The organism is Sphingomonas brevis, assembly GCF_023516505.1.
Classification (GTDB): Bacteria; Pseudomonadota; Alphaproteobacteria; order Sphingomonadales; family Sphingomonadaceae; genus Sphingomicrobium; species Sphingomicrobium breve.
In genome coordinates, this window is sequence record NZ_JAMGBB010000001.1 from 298,441 (window position 1) to 324,397 (window position 25,957).

General features: G+C 64.0%; 27 protein-coding genes and 1 tRNA gene. 20 read left to right on the plus strand and 8 right to left on the minus strand.

Translation table 11 applies throughout. The features are described 5' to 3' along the window. The first annotated feature begins 208 nt into the window (after positions 1-208). Genes LZ518_RS01620 through LZ518_RS01635 form a run of 4 tightly spaced genes read left to right on the plus strand, consistent with a single transcriptional unit; the run spans position 209 to position 4,270 of the window. A complete protein-coding gene (locus LZ518_RS01620) occupies positions 209-763 on the plus strand; it encodes a CvpA family protein (protein ID WP_249914309.1) in 555 nt (184 codons plus the stop codon). Further along, a complete protein-coding gene (cysS, locus tag LZ518_RS01625) occupies positions 760-2,067 on the plus strand; it encodes a cysteine--tRNA ligase (protein WP_249914310.1) in 1,308 nt (435 codons plus the stop codon). Before LZ518_RS01620 ends, cysS begins: the two co-directional genes overlap by 4 nt. Next, positions 2,064-2,486: an iron-sulfur cluster assembly scaffold protein gene (locus tag LZ518_RS01630; RefSeq protein WP_249914311.1), complete on the plus strand. Its 423-nt coding sequence runs from the start codon at positions 2,064-2,066 to the stop codon at positions 2,484-2,486. The genes cysS and LZ518_RS01630 overlap by 4 nt, the downstream gene beginning before the upstream one ends. After that, positions 2,483-4,270: a cation:proton antiporter domain-containing protein gene (locus LZ518_RS01635; protein ID WP_249914312.1), complete on the plus strand. Its 1,788-nt coding sequence runs from the start codon at positions 2,483-2,485 to the stop codon at positions 4,268-4,270. Before LZ518_RS01630 ends, LZ518_RS01635 begins: the two co-directional genes overlap by 4 nt. Here the strand turns inward: LZ518_RS01635 and LZ518_RS01640 are convergent. After that, positions 4,267-5,343 carry a 3-dehydroquinate synthase family protein gene (locus LZ518_RS01640; RefSeq protein WP_249914313.1) on the minus strand — a complete coding sequence of 359 codons (1,077 nt, stop codon included), beginning with the start codon at positions 5,341-5,343 and terminating at the stop codon, positions 4,267-4,269. The two genes, LZ518_RS01635 and LZ518_RS01640, sit on opposite strands and share 4 nt — an antisense overlap. Further along, positions 5,340-5,879 carry a shikimate kinase gene (locus LZ518_RS01645; RefSeq protein ID WP_249914314.1) on the minus strand — a complete coding sequence of 180 codons (540 nt, stop codon included), beginning with the start codon at positions 5,877-5,879 and terminating at the stop codon, positions 5,340-5,342. The genes LZ518_RS01640 and LZ518_RS01645 overlap by 4 nt, the downstream gene beginning before the upstream one ends. 74 nt (positions 5,880-5,953) lie before the next feature. On the opposite strand from LZ518_RS01645, the gene LZ518_RS01650 reads away from it, so the two are divergent. From LZ518_RS01650 to LZ518_RS01670, 5 genes are all read left to right on the plus strand, one after another. Then, on the plus strand, positions 5,954-6,091 hold the full coding sequence (locus tag LZ518_RS01650; RefSeq protein ID WP_249914315.1) for a hypothetical protein: 138 nt from the start codon (positions 5,954-5,956) through the stop codon (positions 6,089-6,091). Next, entirely contained in the window at positions 6,075-7,868 is a 1,794-nt protein-coding gene (locus LZ518_RS01655) for a hypothetical protein (protein WP_249914316.1), read from the plus strand. Before LZ518_RS01650 ends, LZ518_RS01655 begins: the two co-directional genes overlap by 17 nt. 11 nt (positions 7,869-7,879) lie before the next feature. Further along, positions 7,880-8,764 (plus strand): tyrosine recombinase, encoded by an 885-nt coding sequence (locus tag LZ518_RS01660; protein ID WP_249914317.1) that lies wholly within the window; start codon positions 7,880-7,882, stop codon positions 8,762-8,764. A 34-nt stretch (positions 8,765-8,798) separates the two neighbouring features. Continuing rightward, positions 8,799-9,740, plus strand: a complete 942-nt coding sequence (locus LZ518_RS01665; RefSeq protein ID WP_249916467.1) for an acetyl-CoA carboxylase carboxyltransferase subunit alpha — start codon at positions 8,799-8,801, stop codon at positions 9,738-9,740. A 68-nt stretch (positions 9,741-9,808) separates the two neighbouring features. Beyond that, positions 9,809-11,278 (plus strand): M48 family metalloprotease, encoded by a 1,470-nt coding sequence (locus LZ518_RS01670; protein WP_249914318.1) that lies wholly within the window; start codon positions 9,809-9,811, stop codon positions 11,276-11,278. Here LZ518_RS01670 and LZ518_RS01675 read toward each other — a convergent pair. Together LZ518_RS01675 and LZ518_RS01680 are read right to left on the minus strand one after the other, a co-directional pair. Further along, positions 11,275-11,445 (minus strand): Flp family type IVb pilin, encoded by a 171-nt coding sequence (locus tag LZ518_RS01675; RefSeq protein WP_431358227.1) that lies wholly within the window; start codon positions 11,443-11,445, stop codon positions 11,275-11,277. The genes LZ518_RS01670 and LZ518_RS01675 overlap by 4 nt on opposite strands. Positions 11,446-11,535: 90 nt before the next feature. Continuing rightward, on the minus strand, positions 11,536-12,363 hold the full coding sequence (locus tag LZ518_RS01680) for a class I SAM-dependent methyltransferase (protein ID WP_249914319.1): 828 nt from the start codon (positions 12,361-12,363) through the stop codon (positions 11,536-11,538). Between the two features lie 6 nt (positions 12,364-12,369). On the opposite strand from LZ518_RS01680, the gene LZ518_RS01685 reads away from it, so the two are divergent. The 8 genes from LZ518_RS01685 (at position 12,370) to LZ518_RS01720 (ending at position 16,987) form a co-directional block, all read left to right on the plus strand. Then, a complete protein-coding gene (locus LZ518_RS01685) occupies positions 12,370-13,116 on the plus strand; it encodes a ComF family protein (protein ID WP_249914320.1) in 747 nt (248 codons plus the stop codon). A 16-nt stretch (positions 13,117-13,132) separates the two neighbouring features. Next, on the plus strand, positions 13,133-13,402 hold the full coding sequence (gene grxC, locus LZ518_RS01690; RefSeq protein ID WP_431358204.1) for a glutaredoxin 3: 270 nt from the start codon (positions 13,133-13,135) through the stop codon (positions 13,400-13,402). Between the two features lie 5 nt (positions 13,403-13,407). Further along, entirely contained in the window at positions 13,408-14,229 is an 822-nt protein-coding gene (locus LZ518_RS01695) for a carbon-nitrogen hydrolase family protein (protein ID WP_249916470.1), read from the plus strand. Between the two features lie 34 nt (positions 14,230-14,263). Beyond that, positions 14,264-14,340: transfer RNA gene (locus tag LZ518_RS01700), tRNA-Arg, on the plus strand. Positions 14,341-14,368: 28 nt separating this feature from the next. Then, a complete protein-coding gene (locus tag LZ518_RS01705) occupies positions 14,369-14,614 on the plus strand; it encodes a DUF6356 family protein (protein WP_283938145.1) in 246 nt (81 codons plus the stop codon). A gap of 5 nt (positions 14,615-14,619) precedes the next feature. Next, the gene (locus LZ518_RS01710; RefSeq protein WP_249914322.1) at positions 14,620-15,951 is read left to right on the plus strand and encodes an FAD/NAD(P)-binding protein; all 1,332 of its coding nucleotides are present in this window, start codon (positions 14,620-14,622) and stop codon (positions 15,949-15,951) included. Next, the gene (gene folE, locus LZ518_RS01715) at positions 15,935-16,546 is read left to right on the plus strand and encodes a GTP cyclohydrolase I FolE (RefSeq protein ID WP_249914323.1); all 612 of its coding nucleotides are present in this window, start codon (positions 15,935-15,937) and stop codon (positions 16,544-16,546) included. The genes LZ518_RS01710 and folE overlap by 17 nt, the downstream gene beginning before the upstream one ends. Before the next feature lie 138 nt (positions 16,547-16,684). Next, positions 16,685-16,987: a hypothetical protein gene (locus tag LZ518_RS01720; protein WP_249914324.1), complete on the plus strand. Its 303-nt coding sequence runs from the start codon at positions 16,685-16,687 to the stop codon at positions 16,985-16,987. Positions 16,988-17,041: 54 nt separating this feature from the next. On the opposite strand, the gene LZ518_RS01725 is transcribed toward LZ518_RS01720, so the two are convergent. Together LZ518_RS01725 and LZ518_RS01730 are read right to left on the minus strand one after the other, a co-directional pair. Continuing rightward, positions 17,042-17,407 carry a hypothetical protein gene (locus LZ518_RS01725; protein ID WP_249914325.1) on the minus strand — a complete coding sequence of 122 codons (366 nt, stop codon included), beginning with the start codon at positions 17,405-17,407 and terminating at the stop codon, positions 17,042-17,044. A 72-nt stretch (positions 17,408-17,479) separates the two neighbouring features. Next, positions 17,480-18,817, minus strand: coding sequence for a DUF4118 domain-containing protein (locus LZ518_RS01730; RefSeq protein ID WP_249914326.1), 1,338 nt, complete (start codon positions 18,815-18,817; stop codon positions 17,480-17,482). Positions 18,818-18,944: 127 nt separating this feature from the next. Between LZ518_RS01730 and LZ518_RS01735 the strand changes: the two genes are divergently transcribed. Beyond that, entirely contained in the window at positions 18,945-20,852 is a 1,908-nt protein-coding gene (locus LZ518_RS01735; RefSeq protein WP_431358205.1) for a potassium transporter Kup, read from the plus strand. Positions 20,853-20,854: 2 nt separating this feature from the next. After that, on the plus strand, positions 20,855-21,643 hold the full coding sequence (locus LZ518_RS01740) for a transporter (RefSeq protein ID WP_249914327.1): 789 nt from the start codon (positions 20,855-20,857) through the stop codon (positions 21,641-21,643). 42 nt (positions 21,644-21,685) lie between these two features. Here LZ518_RS01740 and LZ518_RS01745 read toward each other — a convergent pair whose 3' ends face one another. After that, positions 21,686-22,390, minus strand: a complete 705-nt coding sequence (locus LZ518_RS01745; RefSeq protein WP_249914328.1) for a winged helix-turn-helix transcriptional regulator — start codon at positions 22,388-22,390, stop codon at positions 21,686-21,688. A 395-nt stretch (positions 22,391-22,785) separates the two neighbouring features. On the opposite strand from LZ518_RS01745, the gene LZ518_RS01750 reads away from it, so the two are divergent. Next, positions 22,786-24,021, plus strand: coding sequence for a hypothetical protein (locus LZ518_RS01750; RefSeq protein ID WP_249914329.1), 1,236 nt, complete (start codon positions 22,786-22,788; stop codon positions 24,019-24,021). Between the two features lie 168 nt (positions 24,022-24,189). Here LZ518_RS01750 and LZ518_RS01755 read toward each other — a convergent pair whose 3' ends face one another. Next, on the minus strand, positions 24,190-25,749 hold the full coding sequence (locus tag LZ518_RS01755) for a bifunctional AfsR/SARP family transcriptional regulator/alpha/beta hydrolase (protein WP_249914330.1): 1,560 nt from the start codon (positions 25,747-25,749) through the stop codon (positions 24,190-24,192). Positions 25,750-25,957: the final 208 nt, after the last annotated feature.

A 25,957-nucleotide genomic window follows, 5' to 3' on the forward strand; every position in this document is an offset into this window, starting at 1 on the left:
TACTTCTGTCCTACTCATAATTCTTTCCGCATAGGCTCGCCGGTGAACTGCCAGCAGCCCGTTCCTGCCCAACCCCATCCATCCGACCGAACAAGCATTCCTCTCGTGCGCGCGGGCTCACGCGCACGTTGTCAGTGCGAACTTTGTGAACTTTCGGGTCAATGCAGGGACTGGCGCTTGCCAAGGCGCTCGGCTAGCCGAGGCCGAAATGACCGCGCTCGATATCTTCGTCATCCTGTTGCTTGGCGGCGCTGCCTTGATCGGCTTCGTCCGCGGCTTCACGCATGAAGTGCTGTCACTGCTTGCCTGGGTCGGCGGCATCGCCGTGTTGAAGCTGTTTCATGCCCCGTTGCAGGAACGGCTTGTCGAGGTTGTCGGCACCGAGGCGGGGGCAAGCGCGGTCGCTTTCGCGCTACTGTTCCTGCCTGCCTATATCGGCGTGAAGCTGTTCGCTCGCGCAATCGGCGGCAAGGCGCGGCGCTCGGTGCTCGGGCCAGTCGACCGGCTGCTCGGCGGAGGCTTTGGCATATTGAAGGGCTTGATCGGAGCCACCTTGTTCTTCCTGCTCGCTAACCTCGCGACCGACATGATCTACGGCACACGCGCCGACCGGCCTGAATGGATGACCGACAGCCGGACTTACCCATTGCTCAACGCGACCGGGCGGGCGGTGGTCGACTGGGTCGAGACGCGCCGGCTTCCCGAGGATGACCCCTCCACCAGCTCCGCTGGTTCCCCTCTCCGGGCCGGGGAGGAGCAATGATCCGGCTGCACGATACGATGGCGCGGAAAAAGCGCGAGTTCGTGCCGCAGGACACGAAGCGCATCACAATCTATGTCTGCGGCCCCACGGTTTATGGCCGCGCCCATATCGGCAATGCCCGTCCGGCGGTGATTTTCGACCTGCTTCGGCGGGTTCTGGAACATGCCTATCCCGACGCCGAGGTGATTTACGCCCGCAACGTCACCGACGTTGACGACAAGATCATCAATTCGGCGCGCGAGGAGGGCGTCGATACGTCGGTGATTACCGACCGCTACGAGCGATTCTATCTTGAGGATATGGGAGCGCTCGGGGTCAATCCGCCGACCATCGCGCCGCACGCCACCCAGGAAATCGGGCCGATGGTGGCGATGATCGAGCGGCTGGTGGCGTCGGGCAACGCCTATGAGGCCGAAGGTCATGTGCTGTTCTCGGTGCCGAGCGACCCCGACTATGGAGCGCTGAGCCGCCGCGACCGCGAGCAAATGATTGCCGGGGCGCGGGTCGAGGTCGCGCCCTACAAGCGCGATCCGGCCGACTTCGTGCTGTGGAAACCGAGCGACCCGGATACAGTCGGCTGGGACAGTCCGTGGGGCCGGGGCAGGCCGGGCTGGCACATCGAATGTTCGGCAATGATCCGCGAGCATCTGGGCGAAACGATCGATATCCACGGCGGCGGGCTCGACCTTATCTTCCCGCACCATGAGAACGAGATCGCCCAGAGCCGTTGCGCGCATGGCGGCAAGCCTCTCGCTCGCTATTGGGTGCACAATGGCTTCGTCGACATGGGCGCCGAGAAAATGTCGAAGAGCCTCGGCAATATCGTCACGCCGGAAGAGCTGCTGAAAAGTCATGCCGGCGAAACGCTGCGTCTGGCGCTGCTTTCGGCGCACTATCGCCAGCCCTTGGCCTGGACCGACGAGTTGGTCGAGCAATCGAAAGCGACCCTAGACCGGCTGTATCGGGCTGCCGGCGACGCCGAAGCGACCGCCATCGACCAGGGCGTCGTCGAAGCATTGTACGACGATCTGAACACGCCTCTGGCGCTATCGCGCCTGTTGGCTTTGGACGATGCCGGAGCCTTGAAGGCGTCGGCGCAATTCCTTGGTCTGCTCACCTTGGATTCCGGCCGGTGGTTCCGCGGTGCGGGCGATGCAGGCGACATCGACGCGCGCATCGCCGCCCGAACCGAAGCCAAGGCGCGCCGCGACTTCGCGGAAGCCGATCGGATCCGTGATGAGCTCAAGGCCGAAGGCGTACTTCTTGAGGACGGGCCGGCGGGCACTACATGGCGAAGGGCGTGACCGAGCCTCCCTACACTCGCGATATCCTGCGCCTGGCGGCGTCGATCCCCTATCTGGAACCGTTCGAGGAATTGGCCGGCGCAACCGAACGCCGTTCGCCGACCTGCGGCAGCTGGATGCGGATAGCGGTCGAACTGGACTGGGCCGACCGGATCGTCCGGCTAAGGCAGGCGGTCGAGGCCTGCGCCTATGGCCAGGCATCGGCGGCGCTGATGGGCGGGCACGCCATGGCCCGAAGCGCCGAAGAAGTGTCGAGGACAATCACGGAACTGGAGGATTGGCTGGCGGGCAAGGGAGAGGTTCCGGCTAGCTGGCCCGGGCTTGAAGCGCTGGCCCCGGCACTTTCCCGCACGGGTCGTCACGGCGCGATCCTGTTGCCGTTCCGCACGCTATTGGCGGCAATCGAGGAGGCGAAATGAGCGCGGAAGTCGAAGCGGTCGTGACCACCACCACCCTGCTGGAGGGCGGAGCGATCATGCTGGGCACCGCGTTGGTGTTCGTCACGCTGTTTCGCAAGCTGGGGTTGGGCGCGACGCTGGGCTATATCGTCGGTGGGATCCTGATCGGTCCGCACCTGCTCGGGCTGGTCGGCGACCCTGACCAGCTCGCGAGCATTTCAGAAATTGGTATCGCGCTGCTGCTGTTCCTGGTCGGCCTGGAGCTCCAGCCGAGCCGGCTGTGGCGGCTGAGGCGGGATATTTTTGGGCTCGGCCTGGCCCAGGTCGTGCTGTGCGGCCTGGCGCTCAGCGCGCTCATTTACTTCACGCTCGGATTTTCACCTGAGGCGTCGCTGGCGATCGGGCTTCCGCTCGGTCTGTCGTCGACGGCCCAGGTGCTGCCGATGCTTCGCGCCGACCATGAACTGAACACGCCGCAGGGTGAGCGGGCCTTTTCCATCCTGTTGTTCCAGGATCTCGCAATCGTGCCGATGATTACGATCATCGCCGCAATGTCACGGGTGCCGGTCGATCCCAATGCGCCGGGCGGCTGGACGCTGGCGCTTTACACTGTCGGCGCGATCACCGCGTTGTGGCTGGCCGGGCGCTATGTGATCAATCCGCTGTTCCGCTTGATCGGCCGGCTCGGCGAGCGCGAGCTGTTCATCGTCGCCGGCCTGTTTGCGGTGATGGGCTCGGCTGCCTTGATGCATGTCCTTGGCCTGTCGGTCTCGCTCGGTGCATTTGTGGCCGGCGTCATTCTGGCGGAGTCGCCCTATCGGCATGAGCTTGAAGGCGACGTCGAGCCGTTCCGTTCCATCCTGCTCGGCCTGTTTTTCCTCGCGGTCGGAATGATGCTCGACCTGGGGCGGATCGCCGCGCAGCCCCTGCTGGTTGTCGGGCTGGCGCTGGCGGTCATCCTGATCAAATGCCTGATCATCGCCTCGCTGGCCCGAACCTTTGGCAATGATTGGCCGCGCAGCATCCGTCTCGGCCTGTTGCTTAGCCAGGCCGGCGAATTCGGCTTCGTCCTGTTCACCCAGGCCGCCGCCGCCCGGCTGGTCCTGCCCGAAGCGGCTTCGCTGTTCGGCGCGGTAGTCACTCTATCGATGGTTGCGACCCCGTTCCTGATGCGCCTGACCGACTGGCTGGAGCGGCGCGAGGAAGCAAGCACGGCAGGTTTGGCCGGGCCTGAAGAATCGCCGGAGAGCAGCGTGATCGTGGTCGGCTACGGTCGTTTCGGCCAAACCGCCGCCCAGATGCTGATGGCGAAGCGCATTGGGGTGACGCTGATCGACGCCGAGGCTGAAATGATCGAAGCGGCCGATAGCTTCGGCACCAAAGTCTATTATGGTGACGGGATGCGGATCGACCTGCTGCGGCTGGCCGGTGCGGAGACGGCCAAGGCCATTTTATTCTGCCAGGACAACCGCGATAGCGGCCTGACCCGGGAAGCGGTCAGTCGAGTGCTGGAAGCCTTCCCCCAGGCTGCGATCATGGTACGGGCATTTGACCGTCGCCATCTCATCGACCTGGACGGCCTCGACATCGTCTTCGCGCAGCGCGAGATGTTCGAGAGCGCGGTCAAGATGGGTCGGGCGGCGCTCGAGATTCTTGGCATCGACGCAGAGGAAATTGACCGCGTCGACTTCGAATATCGGTTGCGCGACTGCGAGCGGCTGGAGCGGCAGAGCGAGACCGGCGACCTCAGGGCGGGCCTTGACCAGTCCTTCTCGCCGGACCGGGGGCTCCCGGAAAAGGCTTAAGCCGCCCGATCGAGAAAGGCGGTCAGCCGTTGCGTATCGACTGCCGTGTCGAGAAACGCGCCGCCAATGCCGCGGGCCAGGACCAGCGAGATTCGGCCCTGGCTGTTCTTCTTGTCGTGGGCAATCCAGGTCGTAAGCGCGGCACCACGCTTGGCCAGCCCGACTTCCGCCAGCCTTGTCGGCAATCCGCAAGCCGACAAGTGAGACTGGAGCCGCTCAACATCCGCGGCGGGACAGAGATCGAGCTCCAGGGAATAACGAAAGGCGAGAACCAATCCCAGTGCCACTGCTTCGCCATGCAGGATCGAACCCAAGCCCGCTTCAGACTCGATAGCATGGCCGAAGCTGTGGCCCAAGTTGAGGAGGGCGCGCTTGCCAAGCCGGTCCTCGACGTCGTTCGCGACGATGCGCGCCTTGGCACGGATCGCGGCAGTAATCGCCTGCTGGCGAAGGTCGCGGTGCCCGGCAATGATTCCAAGTCCGCTATTCTCGCACCAGGCAAAGAATATCGGATCGTCGATCAGTCCATATTTGACCACCTCGGCATAGCCCGATCGCAGCTGGCGCTGGTCCAACGTGTCAAGGAATGCGGGATCGACAACGACCAGCGCCGGCTGATGGAAGGTGCCGATCAAATTTTTTTCGCCGAACGCATCGATTGCCGTCTTGCCGCCAATGGCACTGTCCGCCTGGGCAAGGAGCGTGGTTGGCAGATGGATGACCGGGCATCCTCTCTTGAACAGCGATGCCGCAAGTCCGGCAACGTCGCCAACGCTTCCGCCGCCCAGCGCTATGATGGGCGTTGATCGCATAACTTGCCGATCCGCAAAGTCCGCGATCAACTGGTTAAGCGAATCCCAGTTTTTAGCCAGTTCGCCTTCCGGAACGAGGATTGGTTCGGCTCCCATTCGCTCGGCGATCGACGATCCGTGCAGGGCGAAGACCCTCGGTTCGCTGACCAGTATTGGTGAAGTGCCGGGCCACAAATCCCGGATTCGCTCCAGCCCCGCGTCGAACGGCCCCACAAGCACGTCATAGCCGCGCGGTGCCAGGTCAACGCGGATGACAGTCATTCGCCGAGATACTTGCCGATCGCCGCGACGATCGCTTCCACCACGTCTCCGTGCGCACCGCTGCCGCTGCGAATATGAATCTGGGCTTCTGCATAGCCATCGCGGCGTTCGTCCGACAGGCGGGCCAGGATTTCGGCTCGATCGCCTTTCCTGAGAAGCGGCCGATTGTCGCGGCGCGTGGTCCGCTCGGCCAATATGTCGATGGGAGCATCGAGCCAGACAGTGATCGCGCGCTCGTTCAGGAGCATCCTGGTGCGCGGGTCCATGAATGCGCCACCGCCGGTGGCGATGACCCTAACCTCACCGTTGACAAGGCGTGCGACCAGCCGCCGTTCGCCATCTCGGAAATCATGCTCCCCGAAGCGTTCGAACAGGTCGGCGGTGGTTGCGCCGGACGCCTCCTCGATTTCGACATCGCTGTCGACAAACGGCAAGCCAAGGCGTCTCGCCAGGCGCCGGCCAATCGTAGACTTTCCCGCGCCCATCAGGCCAACGAGAACTATCGGTCGATCGAGCAGGTCGGTCAGCTTTTGCACAGTCCAGGGCTATACATAGTGGCTATAGGTCGGGCAAAAGCCTTTCTCCCACGCCGATGTAAAGCGGAGCACCCATGCCTCGAGGCCTGATTTTCCTGGTTCTTCTCATCCTCATTCTGATTGGTGGAATTTTCCTGCTGTCGCGAAGCGCTGACGAGTTGCCGGTGAAGACAATCGAGACCGACGTTACGAGCAATGCTGCCGCAAACTAGGAAAATCCTGGCCGGAACGGCCGTCCTGGCGATGATCGCCGCGATCCCCGCGATCGCCCAGGATCGGCCGGAGTCGATCCTTCCGCCCGGCTTTGGAGATCCGGCAACGCCTGCTCCCGAGCCGGCAACCAACACGTCCCAACCGTCCCCGCGGCCCGCGCCTCGTACTTCGGTTGAGGGGGCCGCGGTGGAGATTGTCGAGTCTCTGCTCGGCAACGAGCTGGAATCGAGCGAGCCCGTGCAGCAGGTCGAATATCCTCGGTCCGCGCGCCGCGATCCGAGCCTGGCCGGGACACTCGATCCCGTGGAGCTCGGCCTCGGGTTCGCGCCATGGGGCGGCGCAAGCGGCAGGTCGATCGAGATCATCATGCGGCGGATGGACGCCCCGCTGGCATCACGCTGGGCGCACATCGGACTGCGCAATGCGTTGCTCGCCAGTGCGCCCAGTCCGCTCGACGTTCAACCCGCCGACTGGGCTGCGGAGCGCGCCTGGCTCCTGCTCCGGATGGGGGAAGCCGATGCGGCGAGGTTGCTGATTGCCAGCGTCGACAGCAATCGCTTCACGCCGAAGATGAGCCAGGTAGCGCTGCAGTCTGCACTGGCCAGCAGCGACCCTTCGGCGATGTGCCCGCTGGAAGGTTCGCTTGGGAAGCTGGAACCCCGAGTGTCGTCGCTGGTGTCGGCTATTTGCGCGTCGCTGTCGGGCGAGGCGGAACGCGCCGCGGCCGACATCGAGGCGGCCCGCCGGCGCGGTAGGGTTGGCGGTATCGACCTGGCGCTGGCGGACAAGGTGGTTGGCGCCGGAGCGGAGACCGCCCGCGCAGTGACGATCGAATGGGAACCGGTCGACCGGCTGAACAGCTGGCGTTACGGGTTGTCGACGGCCACCGGGATGATGCCGCCGGACCGGCTGATCAACTCGGCCGGCCTCCAAACCCAGGCATGGTTGGCCCGGGCACCGATGTTCTCGGCTACGCAGCGGCTGCCCGCCGCGCGGGTAGCTGCCGCGTTGGGGGTGCTGTCGAGCCAGGCACTGGTTGACCTCTATGCCACGTCCTACGACGCGACCGACCCGGATGCTCTCGGCAGCACCGAGGCCTGGCAACTAAGACTGGCTTTTATCGGCAGGGATCTGGACGCGCGGATGGCTGCGATGCGGACCATCTGGGGCAATGCGAATTCGCCATTGGACAAGGTAGCCGCGCAGGTCATGCTGGCCCGGGCGGCGCGCCGTGTGGTGCCTAGCTCAGACCTTCAGTCAGATGCGCCCGATCTGGTCGCATCGCTGCTTGCAGGCGGTTTCGACAGGGAAGCGGCGCGTTGGGCGCGGGTCCTCGGGGATATGGACGATGAGCCCGCCGATAAGGTCTGGGCGATGTTGGCCCTGGGTGCACCGGACACTCGAGGTCTCGGTATCAACGCGTCGCGGATCGAGGAGTTTGCCGACCGGGACGACAGCGAAGGCAAGCAACGCACGGCGATGCTGGTCGCCGGGCTGGCGGGGCTGGGCAGAATCAATTCTGCGACGGCCGGGCGGCTTAACCGCGCGCATCGGCTTGGACTGGGCGGAGCCACTAGCTGGAGCAATTTGATCGATGGCGCGATGCGAAGGCGGCAGGCCGGCACGGCATTGATTCTCACTGCAAGCGCCCTCCAGGGCGGCAATTTCGACCAGGTTCGCGGCATCTACATGTATCATTCGATCAACGCCCTGCAGCGGACCGGACAGGGCTATCTCGCCCGGATGATCGCCGCCGAGGCGCTGGCCAGGACGTGAACGGAGCCGGCATGCCGGCGGGCGACCGGGCGCTGGTCGATCGCTTCTGCGATATGCTGGCAGCAGAGATGGGAGCGTCGCGCAACACGCTGCTCGCCTACCGGCGCGACCTGGAAGCTACCGTCGAGGAAATCGGGTCACTTGAGCAGGCAGGACCGGGAGAGATCGGCCGCCTGGGAGCGGCCTGGTCCGCGCTGGCGCCGTCGACGGTGGCACGCCGCGCGGCCACGCTTCGCCGCTTCTTCGGCTTCCTCCTCGACGAGGGAATTCGCGTCGACGATCCTTCGGCAGCGCTACCGCGGCCGGGAATACGGCGACCGCTCCCCAAAGTGCTCGATACCAACGAAGTGGAGGCGATGTTCGAAGCCGCCAGTGAACGTGCATCGAGTGGCGAACCACTCGCGCTGCGCAACCTGGCGCTGCTGGAATTGCTCTACGGCTCCGGCCTTCGGGCCACCGAGCTGGTATCCCTGCCGCGTCGCGCGCTTCAATCAGCGCGACCATTCCTCATGCTCCGTGGCAAGGGCGACAAGGAACGGCTGGTGCCGGTTTCATCGCGGTCCGCCGAGGCAGTCAAGAATTGGCTTCCGCATGTGCCCGAGAATAGCCACTGGCTGTTTCCAAGCGGGAAATCGCATTTGAGCCGGGTGCGCTTGTTCCAACTGGTGAGAAGCATGGGCGCATTGGCCGGAATTGCACCGCACCGGATCAGTCCTCATGTGCTGCGTCACGCCTTTGCTACCCACCTCTTGGCGGGCGGAGCAGACCTGCGGGTTCTGCAGTCGCTGCTTGGTCATGCTGACATTGCCACCACGCAAATTTACACCCATGTCGATGCCGCGCGGCTGGTTGAGCTGGTAAATGCCCGCCACCCGCTGGCCACGGACCATCGTTGACGGAACGGCCGACGCCGCTTACCCCGCGCCGCCGATGCTTACTTATCTCGAGTTTGAAAAACCGATCGCCGCGCTCGACCAGCGCATAACGGAACTGCGCGACACGGCGACCGCCGGCGAAATCGACATTGATGCAGAAGTGGACAAGCTTGAGGCCAAGGCCGCCAAGCTGCTTAAGGACACCTACGCCAAGCTGACCCCATGGCAGAAAACCCAGGTTGCTCGCCATCCGGAACGGCCGCATTTCAAACATTATGTCGCGGCGATTGCCGACGACTTCATGCCCCTCGCCGGTGACCGGGCGTTCGCTGACGATCCTGCGATCATTGGCGGGCTGGCTCGGATCGAAGGCCGCCAGGTGATGCTGATCGGGCATGAGAAGGGCGACGATACCGCTAGCCGCCTCAAGCATAATTTCGGAATGGCCAAGCCGGAGGGCTATCGCAAGGCGATCCGGCTGATGCAGCTGGCTGACAGATTCGGGCTCCCAGTTGTAAGCCTGGTGGACACCTCTGGTGCATTTCCTGGGGTTCAGGCGGAGGAACGTGGCCAGGCCGAGGCGATTGCCCGGTCGACCGAGCAATGCCTGGCGATGGGCGTGCCGATGATCGCGGCGGTGGTCGGCGAGGGTGGATCCGGCGGCGCTGTTGCCATCGCCGCGGCGAATCGCGTCCTGATGTTCGAGCACGCGGTCTATTCGGTGATCTCGCCCGAGGGGTGCGCATCGATCCTGTGGCGGACGGCCGACAAGGCGGCGGAGGCCGCGGAGGCAATGCGCGTGACCGCCAATGACTTATTGGCATTGGGCGTGGTTGACCGTGTCGTGCCTGAGCCTCTGGGCGGAGCTCATCGTTCGCCGGCGGAAGCGATCGAAAATCTGAAGGGCGCGATTATCGAGGAACTGGACGGGCTGGCCAAGCTCAGTCCGGCACAAATCCTCGAGCAGCGTCGCGCCAAGTTCCTCGCTATCGGATAACCCAGAACAGGAACCTTCGCGCCGTTCCGTTCATTTCTCGGAAATCTGGAATTGGCGATGGAGTTGAAATGCGAACGCCGCTTGTCCTGCTCGTAGCTTCCGCAGCGCTTGCTGCACCACTGGCCGCGGATGCCCAGCAACCACGATATCTAAATCCCCGTGACGTGCAGGAAGCGACACGGCAGCATGCCGAAGTAGTAGAAGAATTCGGTGGCGCCGAGACGGGGCCGCGAGCCTCCTACGTCGAGGGGGTGGGGCGGCGAATTGCATCCTATTCGGGAACCGCCAATGCCGGGCAGGTCTACCACTTCACGACGCTCAACAGCGCGGTCGAAAACGCCTTCGCGGTGCCTGGGGGCTATGTCTACCTGACGCGGCAACTGATGAGCATCATGAACGACGAATCCGAACTGGCGTTCGTCGTCGGCCATGAAACCGGGCACATCGCCGCCAATCATGCGCAGGCCCGCAAGTCTGCCGCAAATTCGAGCGCAATCTGGGGAGTCCTGGGGCAGATTTTGGGCACGGTCGTTGGCGGCGATGCCTTCGGCGGCCTGATTTCTCAAACCGCCCAGCAGTTTTCAAAGTCACGATTGCTGAGCTTTACGCGCGACCAGGAATATCAGGCCGATGTGCTCGGCATCCGCTACATGACCGCGGCCGGTTACGATCCCAATGGCGGCGCGACCATGCTTACGCAAATCAGCAGGTCGACGGCCCTCGAAGCGCGGATGCAAGGCGACCGAAATCGTTCGACTCCGGAATGGGCGAGTACTCATCCGCTCAGTGAAAACCGTGCAGCACAGGCATCGCAACTGGCGCGACAATCCGGACGAACCGGAGGTCTCCGCAACCGCGATGTCTTCCTGGGCCAGATCCAGGGGATGATCGTTGACGACGATCCTGCGCAAGGCGTTATCGACGGGCGGATTTTCACTCACCCCGATCTGCGCCTCTCATTCGCCGTTCCGACTGGCTATCTGATGCAGAACAGCACCCGTGCCGTCTCCATCCAGGGGTCGGGCGGCCAAGCCCAGTTCTCGGGAGGTCGATACGACGGCCGAATTGAGGATTACATCAACCGTGTCATTCAGCAGCTGACCGGCGGACGAACTCAGCTCGCGCTTGGCCCGATACAAAGAACCACGGTCAACGGAATCCCGGCGGCATACGTCGTTGGCCGCGCCAATACGTCCTCGGGCGGTGTCGACGTCAGCGTCTTTGCCTATCAGTGGGACGCGAACACCATCTATCACTTTGTCGCCCTGACCAGGGCGGGCCAGGGCCTCGCCCCGTTTGGGACCATGGTGGATTCGCTTCGCAGGATCAGCACCGCTGAGGCGGCTGCGATCCGGCCCCGGGTGATCAATGTCGTGACCGTGGCCAGGGGCGATACGATCCAGTCGCTTTCAAATCGTATGGCTTATCGGGATTTCCAGGTGGACCGATTCCTGGCGTTGAACGGGCTTGCCGCGAACAGCCCGCTGGTGCCCGGCCAAAGGGTCAAGCTCGTGGTGTACGGAACGCGGCGAGCTTAGTTGGAGGCGGACTGGACTCGATTATCCAGCTTGCCCCACATGCCGTTGGCGCCACCGCCAAGCTTGCTCATGCCGCCGATCGCGGCAACTGCAATCAGCGCCGCGATCAGTCCATATTCTATTACGGTCGCGCCGCGCTTGTCCGAGCGAAGCTTGCGACCCATCATACGGATAGCGAGCACGCCACCCTCCTCTGGTCCTGGTCCACGAGACGGTTCTACGGGCGAAACGATTAAGAATTGATTGGCGGAATGAGGTTAATTCGCCGCTTTCCGCGAATATTTCGTCCAGCCGAGAAAATGGAGAATTTCCACAGTCTCCTCCGTGCGGTGCCCATCGCCGAGGCCGCGGAAGGCGCGGCGGGCCCCCTCAAGCTCTGACCTTGTCATGGGCGGTGACCGAGCGGCCAGTACGGAGGTTGCCGCCATCGACCGCAAATCGCGGACCAGTCCATCAAGATCGGTGTATCGCAATCGAACTCGATCGACGTCGACTACTGGCATATTGAATCCTGCGGCAGCCAGTAGCTGCGCCAGGGTCGAAGGCTCGATCCGGGGATGAAAGCGGGCCGCGATCCGGGCTTGGTGTCGCCCAGCTTCGATCAACGATACCCGAAGCGCCGGAAGGCTGTCGCCGCCTGCAATTGCGCCGATGAATGGTGCATCGGGCTTCAATGCGCGGTGGATGCAGCCAAGGGCGGCCTGAAGGTCGTTAACAGTATCAAGGGTGCCGATCGCAACGCACAGATCGTATCGGCCGACGCCAAAATCGTAACGGTCTTCCTCAATTGGCGCCCCTCCGGACGTGCCAGCGAAAAGAGTTCCCGGATCAAGCACGTCGACCTTGTCCGCAATTGAAGCGAGGCGGGCGGGCCATTCGGCAGAGGGGCAGCCCAACAGCATGGCGCGATCAAAGGTGCGAGCAATGTCGCGGACGCGGTCCAGGCATTCGTCGAATGCCCGGTCGAATAGGAACAGTTCAGGGCCGACCCGTGCGGCTCGGTCGCGTCGGATTGCGCGAAGATGGCGGTCGAACAGTTCGGCATGCACGGTGGCGCTTGTGCGGCGGACCGGCTCGCGCGACAAGAGGCGATGGCAAGCGCAATCGTGCGCCCCCTATGGGGCCTTTGTAACCTGTTGCTCGATTTCGCGCTGCCGCCAAGTTGCGCTGGCTGTGGCGAGATAATCGACGAAGTCGGCGCATTCTGCCCGGAGTGCTGGCGCAAGCTGGAATGGCTAGGCAACAGCGGCTGTCAGCGTTGCGGGTTGCCATTGGCCGGTACCGAGGCTGAAGTTTGCGGCCGCTGCCTCGCTGCTCCACCCAAGCTCGATCGAATCCGCGCCGCGGTGGCGTATGAGGAGATTCCCAGATCGGTGGCCCTGCGACTGAAATATGGCCGCAAGGTCGCCCTGGCGCGGACCATGGCGCGCTACATGGCGCCGCTTAAGGGCGAATGGGGCGACAAGACGATCATCATGCCTGTTCCGCTTCATCGCTGGAGGCTGTGGAGGCGGGGCTTTAACCAGTCAGCGTTGGTTGCCAGCGAGCTCTCGCGGCAGTGGGCCTTGCCGGTCGCGCGGCATGCGCTTCGGCGAGTCAAGCAGACCAAGCCTCTGAAGGGCCTCAATCATAGCCAGAGGCGAAAAGCCGTCGCAGGTGCATTTACGATGCGCGATCCTTTTGCTGTGAAGGATAAAATTGTCGTGCTGATCGACGATGTGCTGACCAGTGGCAGCACCGCTGAGGCCTGTGCAAGGTCTTTGCGGAAAGCTGGCGCAAGCCGGGTTGAACTGATTTGCTGGGCGAGGGTGGTTCGCCCTTCGCAGTTGATGCGTTAAGGAAGGGAATAGGTCGATGGAGGGCGGTTTGCCCAAGGTTGAAATCTACACCAAGCTGACGTGCGGCTTTTGCTATCGTGCCAAGAAGCTGCTCGACATGAAAAAGGTGCCCTACGAAGAATATTCGGTCGATTTTGGCGGGGCCAAGAAGACCGAGATGATTCAGCGCGCTGGCGGGCGGTTGACGGTGCCCCAGCTATTCATCAACGGCCGCCACGTGGGCGGATGCGACGAGTTGATGGAGCTCGAATATCAGGGCAAGTTGGACGAACTGCTGGCCACATGAGCGCCGTGCGGATTGCCATCTATCAGGCTCAAAGCGGAATCGATCCGGCCGCCAATGCCGAGCGGCTGGTCGGCGCCATTCGTGAGGCGGCAGCAGGCGAAGCGGCGATGCTGTTCACGCCGGAAATGTCAGGCATGCTGGACCGTGACCGTGAGAGGGCGCTTGGCAAGGCGCAGGCTGAACGCGATGACAATGTCCTGAAGGCGGTTCGTGATGCGGCGCGGGAAGCCGGCATCTGGGTCCACCTCGGTTCGCTGGCACTCAAGGGCGAGAGCGGCAAGCTCGTCAATCGTGGCTTCGTCATCGACGACGAGGGCGAGGTTAGGGCCCGCTACGACAAGATCCATTTGTTCGACGTCGACTTGCCGACTGGAGAAAGCTGGCGCGAGTCCGCCATGTATGAGGCGGGCGAGCAGGCGGTTGTGGTCGATGGGACGCCCCTCGGAAAGCTCGGACTGACGATCTGTTATGATCTGCGCTTTCCAGAGCTGTTCCAGAGGCTGAGCAATGCCGGAGCCGAGGTGATTGCCGTTCCCGCCGCCTTCACCGTACCGACGGGCAGGGCGCATTGGCAGGTTCTGATGCGGGCCAGGGCAATCGAAGCCGAGCTCTTCATCGTCGCCGCGGCGCAGGCCGGGCGGCATGAGGACGGCCGCGAGACCTATGGTCATTCGCTGATCGCCGACCCTTGGGGCGAACTGGTCCTGGAGATGGGCGGTGAACCGGGGCTGGCGTTCGCCGAGATCGACCTTGGGCGGATCGCCGACGTCAGGTCCCGTATCCCGGTTCTCCAACACCGCCGCGCGATCCCGCCGGTGGCGAATTGATTCAAGGCCGTCGCTATCCTAGTGGACGGCCAAAGGCTCCGTAGCTCAGCCGGATAGAGCAGTGGTTTCCTAAACCAAAGGTCGCAGGTTCGAGTCCTGCCGGGGCCACCATAAGTCATTGAAAAGGGGACGAAAAGCGATGATCGGGAGGCTGTTCAGGGAGCACCCAAAATCGCTTGGCATGAGTTGGGCCGAGCATGGCGCGGGCGCGGTGGTGATCGGCGGAAGGATGGTCGGTGCGGGTCTCGCCTGCATTGTCCACGCCGCGGTGCCTGCGCTGTTCACCGAGACCGCAGGCCGGACGGTGATGAGCCTCCACGACCATATGGTGAAGCGCAAGGCCGGGGCCGCCAACCCCAACGCCTGGCCCGACTATGAGATTTGACGCGCATGGCGGCTGACCAGCGGGTCGTAATAGTAGGCGGCGGCTTTTCGGGGACGATGCTGGCCGCCGAGCTGGCGCGGAAGGGCGTGAGGTCGACGGTGATCGACGCCGGCCGGGCAGGGAAGGGAACCGCATTCTCGACCCCCGAGGAAGCGCATCTCCTGAATGTGCCCGCGGGACGGATGGGCGGCTGGGCGGACCAGCCCGGGGACTTTGCCAGGGCCGTCGCAGGCGAAGGCTTTGACGCGCAGGATTTCGTGCCGCGTCGCCGTTTCGGCGAATATGTGAGCTCGATCCTCGACGAAGCGAAGGCCAGCGGGCTGGTGCAGGTGGTGGTAGGAGACGCGATCGCGGCGCGACAGGGCGGCACGGGCTGGACGGTCGAACTGGCCGGCGGATCGCGGGTCGAAGGCCAGGCGTTGGTGCTCGCCCAGGGCAACCAGCCGCCGCAGCAGCTGCCGTTCGCGCGCGGTGTCGACGAAAAATATTTCCTCAACGATCCATGGAGCGAAGAGGGAAGGGCGGCGATCGTCAGGGCCGCCGCGAGCGGCGGTGACGTGCTTCTGATCGGAACTGGCCTGACCATGGTCGATGTCGTGCTGAGCCTCGACGAGGCGCGGCTGCGCGGCCGCATCACGGCGCTGTCGCGGCGCGGGCTGGCGCCCCGGGCTCATGCCGATCATGGCAGCGCGCCGGTCGAGCTGGACGAGATCCCCCACGGATCGGTGCGCAAGCTGTGGGACTGGCTGCTGCATCGCGGCGCCTCGGTCGGCTGGCGTGCGGCAATCGATGCGATCCGCCCGCACAGCCAGGCACTGTGGCAGGCGCTGACCACCGCCGAGCAGGCGCGGTTCCTTCGGCACATCAGGCCATGGTGGGACGTTCACCGGCATCGCATCGCGCCCGAAGTGGCGGGGCGGATCAAGCGGCTGGTGCAACTCGGCCAGCTGGAGATCGTGGCCGGGCGCGTGACCGACATGTGGATCAAGGACGGTAAGCTGGAGGTGTCGATCAAAAGGCGCGGCCGGCGCGACACTGTCGATCACGATTTTGCGCTGGCGGTGAACTGCACGGGGCCGCTCGGCGAGATCTCACGGACCCGCGATCCGCTGCTCAAGGGCCTGTTCGAGGCCGGACTGGCGAGGCCGGATGCGCTGGACCTGGGGCTCGATGTCGATGGCCGCTCGCGGATCAGCGCCGCGCCGAATGCCTGGGCGCTGGGACCGCTGACCAAAGGCAGGTACTGGGAAATCACCGCCGTTCCCGATATTCGCGGTCAGGTGGCCGCGGTTGCGGACGATATAGTCAAGGAATTGGGCGATGCCGTGCAGTCCTGAAGATGGCGACCTGGTCAGCGGTGCGCCCAAGGTGGCGGTGCCGGACGATGTCGCGGAAGCGGTCAAGACTCTCATCCGCTGGGCCGGGGACGATCCCGAGCGCGAAGGGCTGCTCGATACGCCCAAGCGGGTGGCTCGGGCGTGGAAGGAATATGCCAAGGGCTATGCCGAGGACCCGGCGGTGCACCTGCAGCGGACCTTCGACGAGGTCGGCGGCTACGACGAGATCGTGTTGCTCAAGGACATTCCGTTTCAGAGCCATTGCGAGCACCATCTCGCGCCGATCATCGGCAAGGCATCGATCGCCTATCTGCCGCGCGACAAGGTGGTCGGAATCTCGAAGCTGGCTCGGGTGCTGCACGGTTTTGCCCGGCGGCTGCAGGTCCAGGAGCGGCTGACCGCGGAAATCGCCGACTGCATCTGCGAGAATCTGAAGCCCAAGGGAGTGGCAGTGGTGATCGAGGCGAGCCACGCCTGCATGACCGCGCGCGGGGTGCAGACGCCGGGCGTAATGATGGTCACGTCGAGGATCATGGGCGTGTTCCGTGAAGACGACCGGTCGCGCAAGGAAGTCCTGGCGCTAATGGGCTATTAGGCCCGGCGCCCGCGTGGCGCCTTTAGGTGATTATTTCGGCGCTGACGGATGGACCGAGCGCCTGACGGGGCGAGACGAGCGCCCGTTGCAAGGCGCCGCCCGTTGAACAGGCATATCCCCTAAAATCAGGAGTTTATCATGAAGACCTTATTCGTGGGCGCTGTCGCGCTCGCACTCGCCGCTCCCGTTGCCGCCCAAAGCGCCGGCGGCGTCATCCTGACCAACACCGAATTCAACGGCGGCTTCGGCAACAACGGTCAGTGCACCGCCGCGCTGGCCAAGGTGCGCAACCACCAGCGGCTGCACGCCGATGCGCGGGGCGAGGCCTATCGCAACCTGTCGGCCTCGGCTTTCCAGAAGGCCAGCCTGCGCACGACAAGGTGCGAGAAGATCGACGGGCGCCACCGGGTGGTGTTCTACGTTGACGGCATTCCTCGTTAAGCGAGGCTAGCCGGACGAATATAGGGCCGTCCCGAGAGGGGCGGCCCTTTTTTGCTAGTCCCGACGTTCCCGATAATAGGTCCCGTCATCATAATAGCCGCCGCCGAAATAGGGCGCGCCATAGTTGGGGCCGTAATAGGCCGAGCCGTGACAAGTGTCGCAAAAGCCAGGGGTCCCGGCGGTCGCAGCCGAGGACGAATTCCGATCGAGTCCGGACCCGCCGCCATCGATGCTCCGGTGGCGCGGATAGCTGTAAAATCCATAAGGACCGCCGCGATTGCGATCGCCATAGCTATTGCCGCCGGTTTGGCCTGCCGGATCGCGCTTGCTGCCGGCGCCGGAGCCGCCATCCGATGGCTCCGCGGCCGCGGGCGCCGCGAGGCAAAGCGCCGAAAAGACAAGCAGGCTTCTGGCGAACATAAGCGACTCCGTCACCGCACAGCCGGTCTTTCGCACGGACGGGATGAACAGCGTGTTGCTCGGATGACGAGCTCAGTGGCTGATTAAACGGTATCCGACCGCCGGCTCATTGATGATTATCGCCGGGCTGCCCGGATCGCTCTCGAGTTTCTGCCGCAAGCCCCGTACCGCGACGCGGAGATATTCGATCTGCTTTTCATGGGCAGGTCCCCAAACCGAGCGCAACAGGTGCGCATGGGTGAGGACTCGGCCGGGATGCTTGGCGAGTTCGGCCAGCACGCCATATTCCTTGGGCGCGAGGTGGATCGGCTCGCCGTTTTTCAAAACGGTGCGGCGGAACAGATCAACGGTCACGTCTCCAGCCAGTATCGGCTTGTCGTCGGAGCCTGGCCCGAGTTCCAGCAAGTTCGACAGGTAGCGCTGGACCTTGGCCACCTCAGTCCCGATCGCCGACACGTCGGCCTTGTCCGCCAATCCGGCACGCTGGATTGCGCGCGTCGCGCGGGAAATGGCAGCAAGGCGCGGTTCCAGATCCTGGCCGATTGACGATAGCAATACCGAGCGAACCCGGTCGCCTTCACGCAGTCGGGCGAAATCCTGTGCCTCAACCTCCAGCTTGGCGCGTTCGAGCGCCAGGGTGACCTGGTCAACCAGGCTATCGAGCAGCTCAAGCTGTTCGGGCGCGACGGGCCTGGTGCCGTCGTCACGGGCCAGCCCAATGACGCCAAGAACCGTCGACCCCGACTTGATCGGATAGAAGACCCATTCCGTGACAATTACCGAGCGCGTTCCGCGGCCGGCCGGTTCGCCCGATTCCATGGCCCAGGCAGCGGCGGCGACATCGCTAGGGGTCAACATCGCCTGCGCTGGGCTTGCCGCGACCAGTCGCGGCTCGGGCAGGTCCGCCATCATCACCGAATTGCTATCGAACAGCCGGCCCAGCTCCCGGCACGCGACCTCGGCGATCTGGTCCGTGCTGGAACAGGACAGAAGGCGGCGGGCAAGCCCGGCAACCGTGGCGTTGCGAGCGGCGCTCCTGCGCGCTGTCTGGCGCTCGGCCTGCATTCGCGCGGCAAGCTGGCTGGTGACCAGCGCGACCAGGAACAGCAGCGCAACAGTCGCGACATCCTCCGCGCGCGACATGCGGAACGTGTGGAAGGGATGAGTGAAGTAGAAGTTGAAGGCGAGCGCCGACGAAACCGCCGCGAACAGGCCGGGCCACACGCCATAGAATCCGGCAGCAGCAAGGACCGCCGGCAAATATAGCAGGTCGACTGGGGAGTTACCCCAGCGTGGCGCGACAAGCATGCCAACAAAAGTCGAGGCGGCGACCAGCGCCAACGTCTCGGCATAGGGCCGCAATATCCCCAGGGCGGTTGGCGCCGTGGCAGGTGAGAGGCTGTTGTCCATGACCGCCCAGATGCGCCTTCGATTATTATTCGTCGAGGTTTTCCGAGGATTTTCCAGTTCTTTCTTTACGCCTCTCCCATGCAATCCACATGGAATCTTTATGCCCTCGGCATCCATTTCCGCTGGCATGAATAATATCAGCGTAACGGCCGAGCCCGTTGAAACAGCCCCGCAGCTACCCAAGGAACCGCTGCCGACGCTTATGCTCGGCGCGATCGGCGTGGTGTTCGGCGATATCGGTACGTCGCCGCTTTATGCGATGAAGGAAAGCTTCATCGGGCCGCATCCGCTGGCCGCCGACCCGGTCCATATTTTCGGCGTGCTGTCGCTGGTGTTCTGGATGCTGATGATGGTGGTGACGTTCAAATATGTCGCCGTCACAATGCGCGCGCACAATAAGGGCGAGGGCGGCTCATTCGCGTTGCTCGCCCTGATCTCGCGCACCGTCGAGGGCGGCAAATGGACCGCCGGCCTGGTGACGATGGGTGTGCTCGCCGCAGCTTTATTCTATGGCGATGCGATCATCACGCCGGCCATCTCGGTGCTGTCGGCGGTCGAAGGGCTTGCAGTGGCCGAAGCGGGATTGGCGCCGCTGATCCTTCCTGTGTCGGTCGGCATATTGATCGGGCTGTTCCTGATCCAGGCACGCGGCACGGCCCGGGTCGGAGCGATATTCGGCCCGGTGGTGCTGGTGTATTTTGCGACCCTGGCGGTGCTTGGGGTCACAAACATCATGGCGCGTCCCGAGATACTGGGTGCCCTCAATCCGGTTTGGGCGGTGCGCTTTTTCGAGGTGGACCCGGGAACCGCATTCCTGGCGCTGGGCAGCGTGGTGCTGGCCGTGACCGGCGCCGAGGCGCTTTACGCGGACATGGGGCATTTCGGCCGCAAGGCGATCGGGATCAGCTGGCTGACGCTGGTCTATCCCTGCCTGACGCTCAACTATCTTGGCCAGGGCGCCCTGCTGCTCGGCAACCCGCAAGCGGTCAGCAACCCGTTCTTCCTGATGGCTCCGGAGTGGGCCCGCCTGCCGTTGGTCGGCATCGCTACGCTGGCAACGATAATCGCCAGCCAGGCGGTGATCTCCGGCGCTTTTTCGGTCACCCGCCAGGCCATCCAGCTGGGGTTCCTGCCCCGGCTGTCGATCCTTCACACCAGCGCCAAGGCGGCAGGGCAAATCTACATTCCGGTGGTCAACTGGACGCTGCTTGTGGCGGTGGTGCTGCTGGTGGTCGGCTTCCAGGCATCGACCGGCCTCGCCGCCGCCTACGGTATCGCGGTCACCGGCACGATGTTCATCACCACCTGCATGGTCGGGGTTGCCATGTTCCGCATCTGGAAGTGGAAGCCGATCGTGGCGTGGCCGGTTATCGGCCTGTTTGTGGTCATCGATGGCGTCTATTTCGCGTCCAACCTGACCAAGTTCGTCGACGGAGGCTGGTTTCCGCTGCTGGTTGCCGCGGTCGTGTTCGTGGTGCTGACAACCTGGTCCTCAGGGCGCCGGATCATGCGGGAGCGGCTGGCGGAAGGCGCAATACCGCTGGCGGTATTCATCAAGTCGACCGCCGGATCGCTGCATCGAATTCGCGGAACGTCGGTGTTCATGGCGTCGAGCGCGGAGACCATCCCGTCGGCGATGCTGCACAACATCAAGCATAATCAGGTGCTGCACGAGCGCGTTGTCATCCTGACCGTGCAGATTGAGGAGGTGCCGCACTGGCCGCCGGAAAAGCGCTCGGTCGTCACGCGCCATGGCGAAGGCTTCAACCGTGTCGTGCTGCGCTACGGCTTCATGGACGAGATCGACGTGCCTCACGACCTCGCGAATACGCCGCTGGCCGGCGCGCCGTTCAACCTGATGACCACCAGCTTCTTCCTTGGCCGCCAGAAGCTGATCGCGTCCAAGCGGCCAGGAATGGCGCTGTGGCGCGAGCGCCTGTTTGCCTGGATGAACAAGAATAGCGAAAGCGCGATGGAATTCTTCAAGCTGCCGACCAATCGGGTAGTCGAGCTTGGGTCTCAGCTGGAGATCTGACCATGCGCGCCATTTTCTGCGGCGCGCTGGCTGCGTTCGCCGTCATATCGCCGGCCGATGCGGAAGAAGCGCCAATCTGTACCGACCGACCGGCCAAGGCCAATGCGGTCTGCGCGGTCCCGGTCGGCCAGTGGCAGCTGGAAAGCTCTCCGGTCGCCTGGGCGCGCACTGAGGTGGATGGCACCGCGACAAGGACGCTGACGTTGGGGTCGACGGTGGTGAAGTATGGCCTGTCGGACCGATCCGACCTGCAACTGGGCTTCGTGCCCTTTGTCCAGGTTGAGGCCCGTTCAGGCGGGATCAAATCGAGCGCTTCCACAGTCGGCGACGTGACCATGCGATACAAGCGTCGGCTGACGGGCGACAAAGCGCCGGTACAGGTGGCCGCGATCCCTTTCATCAAATTGCCGACGGCGGACCAGGACATCGGCAATGGCAAGGTCGAGGGGGGTCTGGGGGTGCCGGTCAGCTTCGCGACCGGCGGCCCACTGACGGTCGTGCTTGGCCCCGAACTGGACCTGCTGGCCGATAGCGACGGCCATGGCCGGCACGTCGCAATCGTCAACATCGTCAACCTGTCCGGGCCGATCGCGGACGGCGTCACGCTTTATGGCGAGCTGTGGGCCATGACCAATTTCGATCCGGCCGACACGGTCACGCTGGCGTCGGCCGATGTTGCAATTGCCTATCTGGCGACGGATCGGCTGCAGCTGGACCTCGGTGCGAACATGGGCCTCAACCGAAATACAGCCGACATTGAAATATATGCAGGCGTATCGGTAAGATTCTGACGCCGGCGCGGCGCCGACCCAAGCCCCTTTTTTGGCTGCAGGTCAGGCGGCTCGCGGGATCGAATGCGGCACCGGCGCTCGATCGGATTCGGCGAAGACGCTCGGTCGCAGCCAGCTGCTGACGTTGCGGGTCAACGCCGGTTCTCCCTGAATGATCAGGTCGCCGGATCGCACCGCGTCGCGATAGGATCGATCGCCCATCCAGACGTCATGCATGGTCCGGACGGTGGTGGTGAAATAAACGTCGACGTCGTGGGCCGGCGGAGTGAGGCATACCTCGACAACCTGCAGATCGACCCGCAGCCACCAGTTGCGCTGTTCCGTCATGTCGGTGAACTTGAAACGAATGACGCTGTGATCGCCAGGCAGTTTGCTGGGATCGACGCTCCGTTCCAGATAATACATCAGGAAATCCAGGTTGAAGTCCTCTTCGACCAGCATCTCGCGGGTCCAGTTCAACCCCCATTCGCCGATCGCGATGAGCACCGGCAGCAAGGCCTCGCAGGCCATGGTCGGACAATATTCATGGCCGCGCTGTCCACCAATCCGGCGACGCGCGACAATACCTCGATCCTCCAGCAATTTGAGGCGGCTGGTGAGCAGCGACGGCGAGATGTCGCCAAGCCCGCGTTGCAGTTCGTTGAAGCGGCGGCCCCCCATCAGAAGCTCCCGCAGGATGAGGATCGTCCAGCGTTCGCCGAGAATTTCGGTCGCCTTCGCGACCGGACAAAATTGACCATATTTCACAAGAATTTCCCCCCGGTTCGGGCCATAGTCCGCTCCATGCCTATTGATTGAGATCGTGCATCCCTCCCTGCCGAATGGCAGGCGACCGTGGGAGCAGGCGTGGTAAAAAGCGTTGGAACGTCCGATTAAAACGTAATTTTTGAATAATTTTATCGATCACAGATATCGGATGTTCGGTGAGTCCGGTCGCTGAACCGGTGCTTACTCATTGAAGTCCAAGGCTAATCGGGATCGGACGGACTCCGATCCGGAACTGCCGGGCTCCACATCCTGTAGTGGGTTGCTCCAATCGGTGAACTATCGGGCCAGCCGCTTGCGGCCGCATTTCCTTGCTGCGTGCCGGCGTCCCCATCCGGCGGCCACCCGAACAGCTTAAAAGGAAATCGAAAATGCGAATGAACATGTTGATCGCCGGTCCGGCGATCGCGCTAGGCGCCGTGCTGACGATGTCAGCCCCGGCCCAGGCCCAGTCCGTCTGTGAAATAGCCGGCGCGGCCGGATCGGAAGACACCGGCGGCGCGACCGCTGTCGACCCGGGCGACCTGGCCTGCGGCCCCAATGCCCACGCCGACGGCAGCGGTGCCGCCAATGAAGCAACCGCGGTCGGAACGGGATCTAATGCTACCGGTGCGGACGCGACGGCCTTCGGCAGCGGGTCCATTGCCACCGGATCCGACACGACGGCGGTTGGCGCCGACGCCAAGGCGAACGCCAGCAGTGCGACCGCGCTCGGCAACGCCGCCTTTGCCACCGGCCTTGAGTCGACGTCGGTTGGCACCAGCGCCAGCGCATCGGGCGAAAGCTCGACCGCGGTCGGCATCCTGGCCAATGCCACCGGCCTGCAGTCGGTCGCGGTCGGTAACCGCGCCCAGGCGACCAACGAGGATTCGGCGGCATTCGGCGACAAGGCCAATGCCAGCGGCTTCCATTCGACCGCGATCGGCGGCGAAGCCGTGGCGTCGGGCGCCGGATCGCAGTCCTTTGGCTGGAGGGCGAACGCGACCGGTGCGCAGTCCGTCGCGGTCGGCAACCAGACACAGGCGACCGGCGCTGCGTCAACCGCGCTTGGCAACGGGGCAGCCGCGTCGGGCGACAACTCGACCGCAATCGGTAATGGCGCGGTCGCTTCCGGCGCTGGCTCGATCGCCATCGGCAAGGGCGCCAGCACCGCCGGTTTCGCCAATTCCATCGCGCTTGGAAACGGCACTGCCAACACTGCCGCCAACCAGGTGAACGTCGGCGGACGGACGATCGGCGGAGTCGCCAACGGCGTATTGGCGACCGATGCGGTCAACGTGGCGCAGCTCAATGCGGCCGTCGGCAACTTCAACAACGGGCTTGCGGCCGTGCAGGACGACATCGGCACGCTGTTCGACCTGCGGTCGCGGGACCGCAACGACGCGCAGCAGGGCATCGCGGCCGCCATGGCCATGACCCAGGCGCCGATGCCGTCGAACCCGGGCGGCATCAGCTATGCGGTCAATGGCGCGATGTTCCGCGGCGAATATGCCGGCGGCGCGTCGATGATGTACCGGCTGAATACCGAGAATGCGATGGCGGTCAGCCTGGGCGTCTCATTTGCCGGCAACAAGAATAATGGAGCCCGGGTCGGCTTCGCCGGCGAGTTCTGATCCCCGGCCGGGGCGCGGCCGGTTTCCCTGTACCGGCCTGCTGCATCGCGTTCCGGCCTGCGGTAGACGGGCGGCCCTCAGGACAGGGGCCGCCCGTCGTATTTGTGGGGGGGGAATGACGATTATGGCGAAGGTCGGCTTTCGCGCCGGGGTGACGATTAGGGAGAACTAGCTCTCCAGAAATTCCTCGACCACCCGGGCATATTTCGGCCAGCCGGGATCGGTTTCCAGCAGCAAATGGTTGGGGCTTTCGACCGCAATGAACTGCGCGCCGGGGATGCGGGCGGCGATCGCCCGGCCGGCGGAGAAGGGCACGACCGCGTCGCGCGTGGCGTGGCCGACCAGGGTCGGCGTGGTAACCTTGGCGAGCAGATCGCCGACGTTGATGTCGGCGAACACCCGCTGCAGCGCGACCGCATTTTCCGCCGAGGTGGTGGTGCGCTGCATCTCGTTGAAATAATCCTCCTGCTCCTCGCTGCCTTCGGGCAGGTAGAGCGAAGTGAACATCTGCCGGTAGGCGGGATTGTCGAGCGCCCAGCCGTGGCGGGTCAGCTCCAGCATTGCCTCGCGCCGCTCGATCTCGGCCGGGTCGCCGCGATGTTTCCAGCCGATCGCATAGCCGCCCCACAAATGGAGCTTGCGGACCCGTTCGGGATGGCGGACCGCATAAGTGATGGCGACCGCCGCGCCCTGGCTGATCCCCAGCAAGTCGAAGCGATCGAGCCCGGCGGCGTCGACCACGCTTTCGAGGTCGTTGACGAAGGCGTCGAAATTGAGCGGCGCATTCCAGTCGGAAAGGCCGTTGCCGCGCTCGTCATAGCGCCACACCGAGCGAATCGCGGTGAGGGCGCGGATCCAATGTTTCCACAAGGGGCTGTGAAGGTCCGCCTCAAGATGGTTTAGCCAGTTGGCCGCCTTGACCAGCGGTGGCCCGGCGCCGGTCACCGAATAGGCTAGACTGGTGCCGTCGCTGGCGGTGCAGAAGCGTATTTCCTGCTTGAGGATGGCGGGCGCGCCGAGTTCCTGCTCCTCCAACTTGAGCGGAATCGCCGGCTGTTCGCGCAGCGCCGCGCTGGCGGGAATGCCGGCCTCGGCGAGGTGGCGGATGAGCAGCGCGCGCTGTTGCTCGGCCTCATCATCGCGGCCGGCGGCGACCAGCAGGCGGACCAGAGCTTCCGCCGGCTCGGCATCGTGCGGTGAGCGTTCGACCCAGGCGCGGACATGGGGCAGCAATTCGTCGGGCGGCAGGTCGCGGGTGACCAGTTCGGCGCAGACCTTGTCGAGCCAGGATCGGCTGTCCTCGCAAGTTGCGATGCGCCAGGCGTTGAAATCGTCGCAATTGGGCAGGTCGAGATCGCACAGGAACAGGCCCGAGGCAGTGGCGCCGATCTGCTGGAGCTGTTCGGTCGATGTGGCGGCAAGGTTCGCGGCCGCTTCCTTCAGCGCGATGTAATCGATGGAGAGGCCGGCGGGATCGAGCGCGGCGGTCTCGCGGTCGGCGACAATCGCATCGCCAAGCAGACCGCGCAGCTTGCTGAGGCTCCAACGCAGAGCCCCCCGCGGATCGTCGGGCATTTGCCAGAACAAATGGGTCAGGCGTTCGCGGCGGACCGGCTTGGCTTCGGCGGCGAGGTAGGCGAGCAGGGCGCGAGTCTTGCGCGACGCGGGGAGGGGTATGGCCTTCCCGTCCGCGACCACCGCCATCGGTCCAAGCAATCGCAACTGCATCTGATGGACCCCCTCCTGTGGGCCCCAACCGTGGAAACGCCACTAGGCGGTTCAAACGGTCGTTTCCAACGCTTTTTCCAACGTCTTCTCACACCATCGACCGGCAGATGGCTCCCAAGGGCGGAAATTAGGGCCCGTCCAACACAAGGGAGCAAATAAGATGTTTTCCAATGTCAAAAGCCAGGACCAGCTGGCTTGCGCGTTCGGC

Excerpts from the sequence above, each read along its gene's own strand:
- LZ518_RS01620 (WP_249914309.1), top strand. The coding sequence starts at position 209 with ATGACCGCGCTCGATATCTTCGTCATCCTGTTGCTTGGCGGCGCTGCC.
- cysS (WP_249914310.1), top strand. The coding sequence starts at position 760 with ATGATCCGGCTGCACGATACGATGGCGCGGAAAAAGCGCGAGTTCGTG.
- LZ518_RS01635 (WP_249914312.1), top strand. The coding sequence starts at position 2,483 with ATGAGCGCGGAAGTCGAAGCGGTCGTGACCACCACCACCCTGCTGGAG.
- LZ518_RS01640 (WP_249914313.1), bottom strand. The coding sequence starts at position 5,343 with ATGACTGTCATCCGCGTTGACCTGGCACCGCGCGGCTATGACGTGCTT.
- LZ518_RS01650 (WP_249914315.1), top strand. The coding sequence starts at position 5,954 with ATGCCTCGAGGCCTGATTTTCCTGGTTCTTCTCATCCTCATTCTGATT.
- LZ518_RS01655 (WP_249914316.1), top strand. The coding sequence starts at position 6,075 with ATGCTGCCGCAAACTAGGAAAATCCTGGCCGGAACGGCCGTCCTGGCG.
- LZ518_RS01660 (WP_249914317.1), top strand. The coding sequence starts at position 7,880 with ATGCCGGCGGGCGACCGGGCGCTGGTCGATCGCTTCTGCGATATGCTG.
- LZ518_RS01665 (WP_249916467.1), top strand. The coding sequence starts at position 8,799 with ATGCTTACTTATCTCGAGTTTGAAAAACCGATCGCCGCGCTCGACCAG.
- LZ518_RS01670 (WP_249914318.1), top strand. The coding sequence starts at position 9,809 with ATGCGAACGCCGCTTGTCCTGCTCGTAGCTTCCGCAGCGCTTGCTGCA.
- LZ518_RS01675 (WP_431358227.1), bottom strand. The coding sequence starts at position 11,445 with ATGATGGGTCGCAAGCTTCGCTCGGACAAGCGCGGCGCGACCGTAATA.
- LZ518_RS01685 (WP_249914320.1), top strand. The coding sequence starts at position 12,370 with ATGGCAAGCGCAATCGTGCGCCCCCTATGGGGCCTTTGTAACCTGTTG.
- grxC (WP_431358204.1), top strand. The coding sequence starts at position 13,133 with ATGGAGGGCGGTTTGCCCAAGGTTGAAATCTACACCAAGCTGACGTGC.
- LZ518_RS01705 (WP_283938145.1), top strand. The coding sequence starts at position 14,369 with ATGATCGGGAGGCTGTTCAGGGAGCACCCAAAATCGCTTGGCATGAGT.
- LZ518_RS01710 (WP_249914322.1), top strand. The coding sequence starts at position 14,620 with ATGGCGGCTGACCAGCGGGTCGTAATAGTAGGCGGCGGCTTTTCGGGG.
- folE (WP_249914323.1), top strand. The coding sequence starts at position 15,935 with ATGCCGTGCAGTCCTGAAGATGGCGACCTGGTCAGCGGTGCGCCCAAG.
- LZ518_RS01720 (WP_249914324.1), top strand. The coding sequence starts at position 16,685 with ATGAAGACCTTATTCGTGGGCGCTGTCGCGCTCGCACTCGCCGCTCCC.
- LZ518_RS01725 (WP_249914325.1), bottom strand. The coding sequence starts at position 17,407 with ATGTTCGCCAGAAGCCTGCTTGTCTTTTCGGCGCTTTGCCTCGCGGCG.
- LZ518_RS01730 (WP_249914326.1), bottom strand. The coding sequence starts at position 18,817 with ATGGACAACAGCCTCTCACCTGCCACGGCGCCAACCGCCCTGGGGATA.
- LZ518_RS01735 (WP_431358205.1), top strand. The coding sequence starts at position 18,945 with ATGAATAATATCAGCGTAACGGCCGAGCCCGTTGAAACAGCCCCGCAG.
- LZ518_RS01740 (WP_249914327.1), top strand. The coding sequence starts at position 20,855 with ATGCGCGCCATTTTCTGCGGCGCGCTGGCTGCGTTCGCCGTCATATCG.
- LZ518_RS01750 (WP_249914329.1), top strand. The coding sequence starts at position 22,786 with ATGAACATGTTGATCGCCGGTCCGGCGATCGCGCTAGGCGCCGTGCTG.
- LZ518_RS01755 (WP_249914330.1), bottom strand. The coding sequence starts at position 25,749 with ATGCAGTTGCGATTGCTTGGACCGATGGCGGTGGTCGCGGACGGGAAG.